This is a genomic window from Pseudomonas sp. PH1b (genome assembly GCF_000633395.1).
In the GTDB taxonomy this organism is placed as follows: Bacteria; Pseudomonadota; Gammaproteobacteria; order Pseudomonadales; family Pseudomonadaceae; genus Aquipseudomonas.
This window is the reverse complement of the sequence record NZ_AYMU01000029.1, coordinates 95,824-108,584: the sequence shown is the minus strand read 5'-3', so window position 1 is coordinate 108,584 and position 12,761 is coordinate 95,824. Positions and strand designations below refer to the sequence as shown.

15 protein-coding genes are annotated in these 12,761 nt (G+C 64.1%); 12 read left to right on the top strand and 3 right to left on the bottom strand.

Going from position 1 to position 12,761, the window contains the following annotated elements:
• Positions 1-25 precede the first annotated feature (25 nt).
• Both hemH and U873_RS0130455 read right to left on the bottom strand, forming a co-directional pair.
• Positions 26-1,048, bottom strand: coding sequence for a ferrochelatase (hemH, locus tag U873_RS0130460; protein WP_025131850.1), 1,023 nt, complete (start codon positions 1,046-1,048; stop codon positions 26-28).
• A 13-nt stretch (positions 1,049-1,061) separates the two neighbouring features.
• A complete protein-coding gene (locus tag U873_RS0130455) occupies positions 1,062-1,964 on the bottom strand; it encodes a TIGR01777 family oxidoreductase (RefSeq protein ID WP_025131849.1) in 903 nt (300 codons plus the stop codon).
• A 194-nt stretch (positions 1,965-2,158) separates the two neighbouring features.
• Between U873_RS0130455 and U873_RS0130450 the strand changes: the two genes are divergently transcribed.
• The 12 genes from U873_RS0130450 (at position 2,159) to U873_RS0130395 (ending at position 12,194) form a co-directional block, all read left to right on the top strand.
• On the top strand, positions 2,159-3,145 hold the full coding sequence (locus U873_RS0130450) for an NAD(P)/FAD-dependent oxidoreductase (RefSeq protein ID WP_025131848.1): 987 nt from the start codon (positions 2,159-2,161) through the stop codon (positions 3,143-3,145).
• A complete protein-coding gene (locus tag U873_RS0130445; RefSeq protein ID WP_025131847.1) occupies positions 3,142-3,357 on the top strand; it encodes a TIGR02450 family Trp-rich protein in 216 nt (71 codons plus the stop codon). Before U873_RS0130450 ends, U873_RS0130445 begins: the two co-directional genes overlap by 4 nt.
• A gap of 123 nt (positions 3,358-3,480) precedes the next feature.
• Positions 3,481-4,431 carry a DUF523 and DUF1722 domain-containing protein gene (locus tag U873_RS0130440; protein ID WP_025131846.1) on the top strand — a complete coding sequence of 317 codons (951 nt, stop codon included), beginning with the start codon at positions 3,481-3,483 and terminating at the stop codon, positions 4,429-4,431.
• Between the two features lie 3 nt (positions 4,432-4,434).
• Positions 4,435-5,367 carry a MerR family transcriptional regulator gene (locus U873_RS0130435; RefSeq protein WP_025131845.1) on the top strand — a complete coding sequence of 311 codons (933 nt, stop codon included), beginning with the start codon at positions 4,435-4,437 and terminating at the stop codon, positions 5,365-5,367.
• A 14-nt stretch (positions 5,368-5,381) separates the two neighbouring features.
• The gene (gene phrB, locus U873_RS0130430; protein WP_025131844.1) at positions 5,382-6,827 is read left to right on the top strand and encodes a deoxyribodipyrimidine photo-lyase; all 1,446 of its coding nucleotides are present in this window, start codon (positions 5,382-5,384) and stop codon (positions 6,825-6,827) included.
• Positions 6,820-7,245, top strand: a complete 426-nt coding sequence (locus U873_RS0130425; RefSeq protein ID WP_025131843.1) for a nuclear transport factor 2 family protein — start codon at positions 6,820-6,822, stop codon at positions 7,243-7,245. The genes phrB and U873_RS0130425 overlap by 8 nt, the downstream gene beginning before the upstream one ends.
• A complete protein-coding gene (locus tag U873_RS0130420; protein WP_025131842.1) occupies positions 7,242-8,012 on the top strand; it encodes an SDR family oxidoreductase in 771 nt (256 codons plus the stop codon). The genes U873_RS0130425 and U873_RS0130420 overlap by 4 nt, the downstream gene beginning before the upstream one ends.
• A complete protein-coding gene (locus U873_RS0130415; protein ID WP_025131841.1) occupies positions 8,009-9,256 on the top strand; it encodes an NAD(P)/FAD-dependent oxidoreductase in 1,248 nt (415 codons plus the stop codon). The genes U873_RS0130420 and U873_RS0130415 overlap by 4 nt, the downstream gene beginning before the upstream one ends.
• Entirely contained in the window at positions 9,253-10,068 is an 816-nt protein-coding gene (locus U873_RS0130410) for a DUF1365 domain-containing protein (protein ID WP_025131840.1), read from the top strand. Before U873_RS0130415 ends, U873_RS0130410 begins: the two co-directional genes overlap by 4 nt.
• On the top strand, positions 10,055-11,326 hold the full coding sequence (locus tag U873_RS0130405) for a cyclopropane-fatty-acyl-phospholipid synthase family protein (protein WP_025131839.1): 1,272 nt from the start codon (positions 10,055-10,057) through the stop codon (positions 11,324-11,326). The genes U873_RS0130410 and U873_RS0130405 overlap by 14 nt, the downstream gene beginning before the upstream one ends.
• Positions 11,319-11,834 carry a DUF2878 domain-containing protein gene (locus tag U873_RS0130400; protein ID WP_025131838.1) on the top strand — a complete coding sequence of 172 codons (516 nt, stop codon included), beginning with the start codon at positions 11,319-11,321 and terminating at the stop codon, positions 11,832-11,834. Before U873_RS0130405 ends, U873_RS0130400 begins: the two co-directional genes overlap by 8 nt.
• Before the next feature lie 54 nt (positions 11,835-11,888).
• Positions 11,889-12,194: a YkgJ family cysteine cluster protein gene (locus tag U873_RS0130395; protein ID WP_025131837.1), complete on the top strand. Its 306-nt coding sequence runs from the start codon at positions 11,889-11,891 to the stop codon at positions 12,192-12,194.
• Between the two features lie 9 nt (positions 12,195-12,203).
• On the opposite strand, the gene U873_RS0130390 is transcribed toward U873_RS0130395, so the two are convergent.
• Positions 12,204-12,722 carry an acyloxyacyl hydrolase gene (locus U873_RS0130390; RefSeq protein ID WP_025131836.1) on the bottom strand — a complete coding sequence of 173 codons (519 nt, stop codon included), beginning with the start codon at positions 12,720-12,722 and terminating at the stop codon, positions 12,204-12,206.
• Between the last annotated feature and the right edge of the window lie 39 nt (positions 12,723-12,761).

Below are 12,761 nucleotides of genomic sequence, written 5' to 3'. Positions count from 1 at the left end.
GGAGCCGGCAGGCCGGCGATGTCGTTTACAGCGCCAGGGGCGCGCGCTCGCACAGGGTGTTCAGGGCCTTGGCCCATTGCGGGTCGTCATTCAGACAGGGGATCAACAGCAACTCCTCACCCCCCGCCTCGCGGAACTGCTCGCGACCGCGATCACCGATCTCTTCCAGGGTTTCAATGCAATCGGCGACGAACGCCGGGCACATCACCAGGATCTTCTTCACCCCTTGCTTGGCCAATTCTTCAAGCCGCGCCTCGGTGTAGGGCTCGATCCATTTGGCACGGCCCAGCCGTGACTGGAACGACACCGACCATTGGCCGTCGGCCAGCCCCATCTGCCGGGCAAAGGCCTTGGCCGTCTGGAAGCACTGGCCGCGATAGCAGTTGGCGAGCACCTCGGGCGACGATCCCTCGCAGCAATCCCCCGCACCATCCAGGCGATGTCCCGGATTGAGCTTCAGCAGGTGCCGCTCGGGCAGGCCGTGGAAGCTCAGCAGCAGGTGATCGAAGGACTGCTGCAAGTGTGGCCTGGCGCTGGCCACCAGGGCTTCGATGTACTCGGGCTGATCGTAGAAGGGTTGCAACACACTGAGCTGCACATCCAGTTGGTGCTCGCGTACCACCCGCCGAGCCTCTTCGACCACCGTGGTCACCGTGCTGTCGGCAAACTGCGGATAGAGCGGCGCCAGGGTGATTTTACGCAGTCCCTGGGCAGTCAGCTTCAGCAACGCCGACTCGATCGAGGGCTCGCCGTAGCGCATTGCCAACTCCACCGGTCCCTGCTGCCACTGCGCACTCATCACCTGCTGCAGGCGACGGCTGAGCACCACCAGCGGCGAGCCCTCCTCCCACCAGATCGACGCATAGGCATGGGCCGATTGCTCCGGCCGCTTGATCAGGATCAGCGACACCAGCAAGCGCCGCACCGGCCAGGGCAGGTCGATCACATAAGGGTCCATGAGGAACTGATTGAGGTAGCTGCGCACATCCGCCACCGAGGTGGAGGCCGGCGAGCCCAGGTTGACCAGGAGCAACGCGTGATCGGTCATGCAACGTCCTATTTCAGGGGCGGCGGGACACATCGTCCAGGGCCGCAGGCAAATCAGTGAACTGGAAAGTGAAACCCGACTCCAGCAATCGCGCGGGAACCGCCCGCTGGCCACCCAGCAACAGCACCGACAACTCGCCCAGGGCCAGGCGCAAGACAAAGCCGGGCAGTGGCAACAGGGCCGGTCGATGCAGGACCCGTCCCAGGCTCTTGGCAAACTCGCGATTGCGCACCGGTTTTGGCGCGCAGGCATTATAAGGACCCCGCGCCTCATCCTGATGCACAAGAAAATCAATCAGGGCTATTTGATCCTTGATATGAATCCATGGCATCCACTGGCGACCGTTACCAATCGGGCCACCCAGCCCCAGCTTGAATGGCAGCAGTAGGCGCGACAAAAAGCCGCCCTCGGCGGACAGCACCAAACCGGTGCGCACCAGTACCACACGCACACCCATGGACTCGGCGCGCAGGGCGGTTTCCTCCCAGGCAATGCACAGCTGGCTGGCAAAGTCCTCGCTGACCGGCGGCGAGTCCTCGCTCAGCTCTCGCTCTCCACCATCGCCGTACCAGCCGACTGCCGACCCCGACACCAGCACCCGGGGCTTGTGTTCACGACTTTCCATCCAGGCCAGCAGGGTTTCAGTCAGGGCAACGCGGCTGTTCCACAACAGCGCCTTGCGCTTATGGGTCCAGGGCCGATCGGCAATCGGTGCCCCGGCCAGGTTGACCACCGCATCCACCGGAGTCTGGTCCAGCTCTTGCAGCTCTTTGATTGCCCGTACCTGGGGACCGCACAAGCCGGCCACTTTTTCGGGTTGGCGAGTCCATACACTCAACTGATGACCTTGCGCCTGCCAGTGATGACACAGAGCACGCCCGATCAAACCAGTACCGCCGGTCAGCAATATATGCATGACATCTTCCTCGCGTGGCGTTTAACCCGAATCACTAGTCTATTTTTATAAGCAGGGATCTTTTCAATCGGACAGGCTGTGTTTTAACGATAGACAACCTGCCAAACCGATGACGCCGAAAGCTATACCAAAAAACAATATTGTACAGGTTTTGGCGGCGACGTAATCTGTACAGAAAGGTAAACGAGGCCCCTATGACAGTACCCATTGCAATCATTGGTACCGGCATCGCCGGACTCTCAGCCGCCCAGGCGCTGCGAGATGCCGGGCATCCCGTTGAACTCTTCGACAAAAGCCATGGCAGCGGCGGGCGCATGTCGAGCAAACGCAGCGATGCCGGCAGCCTGGACCTGGGAGCCCAGTATTTTACCGCTCGCGATCGCCGCTTTGTCACCGAAGTCCAACGCTGGCAAGCCAAGGGCTGGGTCGCCGAATGGGCGCCACAGCTCTACAACTCCCATGGCGGCCAGCTCAGCCCCTCACCGGATGAACAGACCCGCTGGGTCGGCACGCCACGCATGAGCGCCATCACCCGCGCCCTGATCGGCGATCTGGAAGTGCACTTTGCCTGCCGTATCACCGAAGTCTTTCGCGGCGAACAGCACTGGCACCTACAGGACGCCGAAGGCTTCACCCACGGCCCATTCAGCCATGTGGTCATCGCCACACCGGCGCCCCAGGCCACTGCCCTGCTGGCCGCCGCGCCGAAGCTCGCCGGGGTGGCGGCGGGGGTGAAAATGGACCCGACCTGGGCCGTGGCCCTGGCCTTCGAGACGCCCCTGGAAACCCCGATGGAAGGCTGCTTCGTCCAGGACAGCCCCCTGGACTGGCTGGCCCGCAACCGCAGCAAACCAGGGCGCGATAGCCAACTCGATACCTGGATCCTGCACGCCACCAGCACCTGGAGCCGACAGCACATCGACCTGTCCAAAGAGGCCGTGACCGAGCAATTGCACGGTGCCTTTGCCGAGTTGCTGCACAGCAGCATGCCTGCCCCCGCCTTCAGCCTGGCCCACCGCTGGCTCTATGCCCGCCCGGCCACCAGCCACGAATGGGGCGCCCTGGCCGATGCTGACCTGGGCCTGTACGTGTGCGGCGACTGGTGCCTGTCCGGACGGGTCGAAGGTGCCTGGCTCAGCGGGCAGGAGGCTGCGCGTCGTCTGCACGAGAGCCTGCAGTGAATCGCATCAACCCGCGCAAACTGCTGCTGTCGAAGTGGACAGCAGCCCGCCCGCAACACCGCGAGAAACACTTCCTGGTCAGCCAACTGTTCCATGATGAGCAAGGCATAGTGCTGGACATCGAACTGCAGGCGGTACTGACCCGGCGTTGCCAGCGCATGAGCTGGCAAGACCTGCAGAACGACAGCGACTGGCGAATGGGCTGGCAGTAGGCCGGCGCACCTGCCGAGGGAAATAGCTATACAAACAATTTGACTTGTACAACTTTAATCCTATGATGACGAAAAGTTGTACAGGTTTTAGTTTTTGTATAGCCACCCCCCGGAGGTCGAATCATGCCCACCCAGCCGAAGATTGCCATCAGCGCCTGCCTGATGGGCGCCGAGGTCCGCTACAACGGTGGGCATAAAGAGTCCCGCCTGTGCAGCCGGGTATTGAGCGAACACTTCGACTTCGTGCCACTGTGCCCGGAAGTCGCCATTGGCCTGGGCACACCCCGCGAACCCATTCGCCTGGTGGGCGATCCTCGGCAACCCCGGGCCACCGGCACGCGGGACAATACCCTGGATGTCACCCTTGCCCTGGCGGAATACGGCAAACGCATGGCCGCGCAACTGGACGATATCTGCGGCTACATCTTCATGCAGAATTCGCCATCCTGCGGCCTGGAACGGGTCAAGGTCTATGAAGCCAACGGTATGGCCCATCGAAACGGCGGTCGGGGCATCTACGCCCAGGCAATCTGCGAGCGCCATCCAGAACTGCCGGTAGAAGAGGCCGGGCGCCTGAACGACCCGGTACTGCGGGAAAACTTCCTGACCCGGGTCTACATCTATCGCGACTGGCAGGCCCTGCTCAGGGAAGGCCTGAGCCGCCGCGGCCTGACCGACTTTCACTCGCGCTGCAAATACCTGCTGATGGCCCATCATCCGCTGCAGTACAAGACCCTGGGCCATCTGCTGGGCAGCATGGGCAAAGGCGACCCGGCGCTGATCGGCCCGCAGTATTTTCGCGAGCTGATGGCGGCCCTGAGCCAATGCGCGACCCGCGGCACCCACAGCAATGTGCTGCAGCACCTCTGCGGTTACCTCAAGCAGGCCATCACCGCCGAAGACAAGCAGGAAATGCAGCATCTCATCAGCCAGTACCGCACCGGCGTGGTGCCGCTGGTCGTGCCGCTGACCCTGCTCAAGCACCACTTCCGCCAGCACCCCGATCCCTATATCGCCCAGCAGTTGTATCTGCAGCCCCACCCGGAAAGCCTCAGCCTGCGCAACGGGATCTGAGCCATGCAACAGCCCGCCCCCCAAGTCGAGCCCAACGCCCAGTACCAGCACTCCCTGGACGAAGGCTGGCTGCCGATTCGTGAAGTGGCTCGCCAGACCGGGGTCAACGCCGTCACCCTGCGAGCCTGGGAACGTCGCTACGGCCTGATCGTGCCGCTGCGTACGCCCAAGGGGCATCGCCTGTATTCCCCGGAACAGGTGCAGCAGGTGCTGGCCATCCTCACCTGGCTCAACCGCGGCGTTGCGGTGAGCCAGGTCAAGCACCTGCTGGGCAGCGCCCCGAAGGGCAGCATACCGGTCGAGAATGACTGGCAGCGACTGCGCCAGGCCCTGCGCCAGGCCATCAGCCAGTTGGCGGAACGCAAGGTCGACGACACCTTCAACCAGGCCATGGCGCTATACCCGCCACGCACCTTGTGCGAACACCTGTTGATGCCATTGCTGGCAGAACTGGAGCGGCACTGGCAGGGCCAGTTCGGCAGCCAGATGGAGCAGGTGTTCTTCTATTCCTGGCTGCGCAGCAAGCTCGGTGCGCGGATCTACCACAACAACCGCCAGTTGCAGGGTCCCCCGCTGCTGCTGGTCAACCAGTCGGACCTGCCCCTGGAACCCCACCTCTGGCTGACCGCCTGGCTGGCCAGCAGCGCCGACTGCCCGGTGGAGGTCTTCGACTGGCCACTGCCCGGCGCCGAACTGCTGCTGGCCACCGAGCGCCTGCAACCCAGGGGCCTGCTGCTGTATTCCAGCAAAGCCCTGAACCCTGCACCGCTGCCCAGGTTGCTGAATGGCATTGCCTGCAAAAAATTCATCGTCGGACCCGCGGTATGCATCCAGCCTGCCGAGTGGTCCGTATGTATCACTGAAATCGCTGATCTGTACCTGGCCCAGGACCCGATCTCGGCCTGCCAGGCGCTGCTTCAGCGAGGACTCTTCTAAATCCGGGAACCAGCATGCAATTGATCTGGCTGCGCAGCGACCTGCGCCTACATGACAACACCGCCCTGAGCGCCGCCGCACAACGAGGCCCGACCGTGGCGGTGTACCTGCTGAGCCCGGAGCAGTGGCAGGCCCATGACGACGCACCGTGCAAGGTCGACTTCTGGCTGCGCGCCCTGCAACCCTTGAGCGCAGCCCTGGGCCAACTGAACATACCGCTGCTGATTCGCAGCGCCACCACGTGGGACCAGGCGCCCAGGGTCCTGCTGGAACTGTGCGCACAACTGGGGGTGCGCACGCTGCACTTCAATCAGGAGTACGGCATCCACGAGAGCCGCCGCGACACGGCCGTGACCCAAGCCCTGGAAGCAGCCGGCGTGAGTGTCCAGGGCTACCTCGATCAACTGCTGTTCCAACCCGGCAGCGTGCTGACCGGCAGCGGTGGCTACTTCCAGGTCTTCAGCCAGTTCCGCAAGGTCTGCTACAGCCGCCTGCACACCGCCTTGCCGGCCCTGGTGAGCGCGCCCAAGGCGCAGTTGCCGCTGTCGCTCAACGCAGATCCACTGCCTCGTCACATCGACGGTTTCCCTTGCCCCAGCCAGGCGCTGAGGGAACTGTGGCCGGCCGGCGAGGATGAAGCCCGACGACGCCTCGAACAGTTCACCGACGAACAGATCGCCTATTACCAGAGCGAACGCGACTTCCCGGCCAAGCCCGGCACCAGCCAGCTTTCGCCCTACCTCGCTGCCGGGATGATTTCGCCGCGCCAGTGCCTGCACGCGGCCTTGCGCTGCAACCAGGGAGAGTTCGAAAGCGGCAATCCCGGCGCCGTCACCTGGATCAACGAGCTGCTCTGGCGCGAGTTCTACAAACATATCCTGGTGGGCTACCCAAGGGTTTCCCGGCATCGGGCCTTCCGCGCCCACACCGAGGCGCTGGCCTGGCGCAACGCCCCCGAGGAGCTGGCGGCCTGGCAGGAGGCTCGCACCGGCCTGCCGATCATCGACGCAGCCATGCGCCAATTGCTGGAAACCGGCTGGATGCACAACCGTCTGCGGATGATCGTGGCAATGTTCCTGACCAAGAACCTGCTGATCGATTGGCGCGAGGGCGAGCGCTTCTTCATGCGCCACCTGATCGACGGCGACCTGGCGGCGAACAACGGCGGCTGGCAATGGAGCGCCTCCACCGGCACCGACTCGGCACCGTACTTCCGCATCTTCAACCCCGTGAGCCAATCGGAGAAGTTCGACAGCGAAGGGCGCTTCATCAAGCACTGGCTGCCACAGCTGGCGGGGCTCAGCAAAAAAGATATCCACAACCCCGCCGCCATGGGCGGGCTGTTCGGCAGCGCCGATTATCCAGCACCCATGGTCAACCTGCCGATGTCCCGCCAGCGCGCCCTGGCCGCCTTCAAGGCTCTGCCTGCACGCCAGGACGCGGGAGGGGCCCATGCCTGACTTCCTCGAGTGCTTCGCCCGGGAGTTTGCCAGCCTGGACCGCCACAACCTGAACCGCCTGGAGCAACTCTACAGTGCTGATATCCAGTTCTGCGATCCGCTGCATGAGATCCACGGGCTGGCGCGCCTGCACGACTATTTTGCCCAGCTGTACGCCAACCTCAGCGAGGTGCGCTTCGACTTCCACGGCGCCGACACCTGCGGCGAGGGCCAGGGCTACCTGCGCTGGACCCTTAACTACCGCCATCCGCGCCTCAACGGTGGCCGGTCGATCCGGGTGCAGGGCTGTTCGTACCTGCACTGGCGTGAGGGCAGGGTCTACCGCCACCGCGACTACTTCGACGCCGGCGCCCTGCTCTACGAACAAGTGCCCATCCTGGGTTCGGTCATCGCCTGGCTGAAAAGGAGGCTCGGATGAACTCGATACTTCCTCGCCGGGTCTGGCTCACCGGCGCCAGTAGCGGCATCGGCGCGGCCCTGGCCGAAGAACTGCTCAAGTCCGGCGCCCAGGTTGCCGTCAGCGCTCGCTCCCGCGAGCCGCTGGATGCGCTGGCCCTGCGTTACCCGGGGCGCGTGCTGGTGGTGCCCGGCGATCTTTGCGACGCCTTGCAGGTGCGCGAGATCGGCAAGCGCATCGCCCAGGCCTGGGGCGCCCTGGACACCGTGATCCTCAACGCCGGAACCTGTGAATACATCGACGTGCGGCAGTTCGACGCCGCCCTGGTCGAGCGGGTGCTGAGCACCAACCTGCTGTCCGCCGCCTACTGCATCGAAGCCGCGCTAGGGCTGTTGCGATCCGGCAACCGTCCGCACCTGGTGGCTGTCGCCAGCTCGGTGACCTACTGGCCATTGCCCCGCGCCGGCGCCTACGGCGCCTCCAAGGCGGCTTTGCGCTACCTGCTGCAATCCCTGCGCATCGACCTGGCCGCCGAGGGCATCGATGTCACCCTGGTCAGCCCGGGTTTCGTCGACACCCCGCTGACCGCGGGCAACGACTTTCCCATGCCCCTGCGCTGGCCCGCCGGCAAGGCCGCCCGGCACATTCACCAACGCCTGTCGCGACGGCCGCTGGAGATTGCCTTCCCCACCCCGTTCATCATCGGCCTCAAGTTCCTGGCCTGGCTGCCCGGCCGGCTGCAATTGGCCATTGGCAAACGCTTGGCCCGCACGGGGGACACCGCATGAAAATCGCCATCATCGGCAGCGGCATTGCCGGCCTGACCTGCGCCTACCTGCTCGATCGCCGCCACGACATCCGTGTATACGAAGCCGGCAGCTGGATCGGCGGCCACACCCATACCGTCGACGTGACCCTGAACGGCGAAACTCATGCGCTGGACACCGGCTTCATTGTCTTCAACGACTGGACCTACCCCAACTTCATGCGCCTGCTGGGGCAGATCGGGGTCAGGTTCAAACCCACCGAGATGAGCTTCTCGGTCTGCGACCCTGCCACGGGCCTGGAGTACAACGGCAACAACCTCAACAGCCTGTTCGCCCAGCGCCGCAACCTGCTGTCACCGGGGTTCTGGGGCATGCTGCGAGACATCCTGCGCTTCAACCGAGGTGCCCTGCGCGATCTGCAGCACCAGCGGATCGCCGCTGATACCACCCTGGGCGGCTACCTGAAAGACCAGGGCTACGGTGAACGCTTCATCCAGCACTACATCGTGCCCATGGGCTCGGCAATCTGGTCGATGTCCCGAGGGCAGATGCTCGGCTTCCCCCTGCAATTCTTCGTGCGTTTCTTCAAGAACCACGGCCTGCTGTCAGTCAGCAACCGCCCTCAGTGGTGCGTGATCGAGGGCGGCTCCAGCCGCTACATAGAGCCGCTGACCGCCTCGTTCCAGCAGCACATCCGCCTCGACTGCCCGGTGCTGCGGGTCGAGCGCGACGAGCTGGGGGTGGTGATCCACAGTGCCGCGGGCAGCGAGCGTTTCGACAAGGTGGTGTTCGCCTGCCACAGCGACCAGGCGCTGCGTCTGCTGGCCAGCCCAAGCCGCGCCGAACGGGAGATACTCCAGGCCCTGCCCTACGCCGACAACGAGGTGGTGCTGCACACCGACACCCGGCTGCTGCCCCGCAGCCCCCTGGCCTGGGCCAGCTGGAACTACCGCCTCGACGCCAGCGCCGAGAACGCTGCTGCGGTGACCTACGACATGAACATTCTCCAGGGGCTGCAGAGCGCCACCACCTTCTGCGTCAGCCTCAACCAGACCGCGGCCATCGAACCGTCGAAGATCCTCGCCCGCTTCAGCTACGCCCATCCGCAATACAGCCTCCAGGCCGTGGCGGCCCAGGCTCGCTGGGGCGAACTGCAAGGCGCCCAGCACAGCTTCTATTGCGGTGCCTATTGGGCCAATGGTTTTCATGAGGATGGGGTGGTCAGCGCCCTGCGAGTGGCCCAGGCCTTTGGGGAGCAATTGTGAACAGTGCCCTGTACAGCGGCTGGATCAGCCACCGGCGCTTTGTGCCCAAGGGCCACGCCTTTCGCTATCGCATCGGCCTGCTGTACCTGGACCTGGACGAACAACAAGCCGTGCTGGGGCTTTCGCCCCTGGCCGGGCAGAGCCGCTTCGCACCGTTCGCCTTCCGGGAAAGCGACTACCTGACCAACTTCACCGGCCAGGGCATGCGCCTGATCGATGCCGTGCGCCAGCAAGTGGCAGCAGCCATCGGCCATGCGCCGAGCGGCGCAGTGCGCCTGTTGACCCAGGTGCGCAGCTGGGGCCTGGCGTTCAACCCGGTGAGTTTTTTCTATTGCTTCGAGGCCAATGGGCAACTGGCGGCGATTCTCTGCGAGGTCACCAACACCCCCTGGCGCGAGCGTTATCACTATGTGCTGCCGGCCCGCCCCGGTAGCGCCGAGGCGGCAGAGCACCAGCATTTCGCCGTGGCCAAAGCCTTCCATGTCTCACCGTTCCTGCCCCGGGACCTGCAATACCGCATGAGCTTCAGCCCGCCCGCCGACCGACTCGGCGTGCACATGGCCGACTGGCAGGGCGAGCTCAAGGTATTCGACGCCACCCTCAATCTGCAACGCCAGCCCCTGGATCGGCGCAGCCTGCATCGCTACCTGCTGCGGTTTCCATGGATGACCGCCAAGACCTGCCTGGCGATCTACTGGCAAGCCCTGCGCCTGGCCGGCAAGGGCATCGAGTTTGTCCCCCATGAGGCCGCTGACGGGGCCTGTCGCACAGCCGCTGTTCAACCCAAGGATCGCCCCCATGAAATCCTCTAGCGTCTCGGCCAAAACCACGCTGTTGAGCACCCACAGCCTGACCGCCAGCCTGCTGCGCCGTGGCGTGCTGCGGCAACTGGCACAACTGCGCCACGGGCAACTGGTGATCTTCGAAGACGGCGAACGCCTGGTCTTCGGCAGCAGCGGCGCAACCCTGCTCGGGGAGATCCACATCCACGACAGCAGCGCCTGGGGCCTGGTGGCCAGCAGCGGCTCGATCGGTGCCGGCGAGGCCTTTATCCACGGTTACTGGAGCACCCCGGACCTGACCGCCGTGGTTCGCGTATTCGTCAGCAACCTGGAGGTGCTGGATGCGATGGAAGGTGGCCTGGCGAACATCGGCCGGCCGCTGATCCGCGGCCTGCACTGGCTCAACCGCAATACCCGCAAGGGTTCGCAGAAAAACATTGCCGCCCACTATGACCTCGGTAACGAGCTGTTCGAGCAGTTCCTCGACCCCACCATGATGTATTCCGCCGCGCAGTTTCGCAGCGACAGCGACAGCCTGGAACAGGCTCAGTTGAACAAGCTGCAGCGCATCTGCCAGAAACTCGCCCTGCAACCCGACGACCACCTGCTGGAGATCGGCACCGGCTGGGGCAGCATGGCCCTGTATGCCGCCCAACACTATGGCTGCCGAGTAACCACCACGACCCTGTCCCGGGAGCAGTTCGCCTTTACCCGGCAACGCATCGAAGCCGCCGGCCTGCAGGATCGCGTCACCCTGTTGCTGGAGGATTACCGCGACCTCACCGGGCAGTACGACAAGCTGGTGTCCATCGAAATGATCGAGGCCGTGGGCCATCGCTTCCTGCCCACCTACTTCAAGCAATGTGCGCAGCTGTTGAAAAACAACGGGCTGATGCTCCTGCAGGCCATCACCATTCGCGACCAGCGCTATGAACAGGCGAAGAAGGGCGTGGACTTCATCCAGCGCTACATTTTCCCCGGCGGTGCCCTGCCCTGTGTGCAGAAGATGCTTGAGGTGGTCAGCCGCGACACCGACATGAACCTGCTGCACATGGAAGATTTCGGCCTGCACTACGCCCGCACCCTGCGCCTGTGGCACGAGAACTTCCGCCGCGCCCACGGACGCCTGAGCGAACTGGGCTATGACGAGTACTTCCTGCGGTTGTGGGAGTTCTACCTGTGCTACTGCGAGGGCGGTTTCCTGGAACGCACCATCGGCACCGCGCAACTGCTGCTGGCCAAGCCCGCAGCGGCGCCGCAGCCACTGCTGGGCCGCTTCGATGCGTAGGCAACTGGCCAATGCCCTGCTGTTCCAAGCGGGCTGGTTCATCTGCGTGCTCAGTGGCGACAGCCTGTGGCTGCTGCTGGCAGTGGCGATCCTGATCGCACATTTGCGCTGGATCGGCAGGTGGGCCGACGAAGGCCGGATGATCGTCGGCATCGCCTCGATCGGCATCACACTGGACAGTTTTCTGCACTGGCTGGGGGTGTTCCAGTTCCAGCAAGTGAGCCTGTTGATTCCGTTCTGGCTGATGCTGCTGTGGGCACTGCTGGCAACCACCCTGCGCCACTGCCTGGCCTGGACAGCCCGACCCTGGTGGCTGGCCTGCGCCCTGGGCGCCCTATGCGGACCGCTGTCCTATTACGCCGGCGGCCGGCTGGCCGGGGTGACCTTTGCCTACGGCACAGGGCCAACCCTGGTCGGCCTGGGGCTGCTGTGGGGCATGCTCCTGCCGCTGTTGCACGTGCTTGCGCGGCCGGCGCCACAAGCGCCGCAGCCGGCCATTGGAGACTGAGCGTCCGTCCGGGCTTTCACACAGCCCTGGCCCACTGCCTTACACTGCGCGCCTATGACAACTATCCCCATCACCGCCATTCCTGAACCCGCCATCAGTTGCTCGACCTGCGCCGCCTGCTGCTGCCAGCTGGAAGTCATGCTGATCACCGACACCGGGGTGCCCGAGCGCTTTATCGATACCGACGACTGGGGTGGGGAAGTCATGCTCCGCCTGGACGACGGCTGGTGCGCCGCACTGGACCGCGACAGCATGCGCTGCAGCATCTATGAGCTGCGGCCACTGATCTGCCGGGAGTTCGAACTGGGGGAAGCGGACTGCCTCAGCGAACGCCGGGGCATCGCCACGGCGTATCGCTGAGCCAGGGGCTTACAGCGGCATCGTGTAATGCAGGGCGTAGCTCTCGACACCGTCGTTGGGGGTTTGAATGCCGGCGTTGGAATAGTGAGTGGCGCGAATGCCGACCTCATGCCCACCGGCGAAACGCAGGCCGAAACCGATGCGGTCCTCGAACTGGAAGGATGAACCCAGCTTGTTGTCCTCGACCTCGGTGTGGGCAAAGGCTGCCACCCCGATCCCCGCCTCGATGTAAGGCTTGACGCTGGCCCCGGCAAATTCATAGACCAGCACCGGCGAGAACGACAGGCTGTGATTGCTCGACTTCTTGTCGCCATCCCAATAGGTGTAGGCACCGCTCCAGTAGCCGGTCAGCCGACCGACATCGCTTTGCAGCCAGCTCTTGTCCCAATCCCATTGCATGCCCAGCCGATAGGTCTGGGTCGAATCGCTGGTTTGCCCCACCGAGAACTCGACACCGGCCGCCTGCGCGGAAAAACTGTGCCCCCAAAACGCGGCCGCCAGCGCAGCCAGACAGAACAATCGCTTCATCAGGAAAATCCTTTTTGAACGGTCTTGTATGCTTTTGTA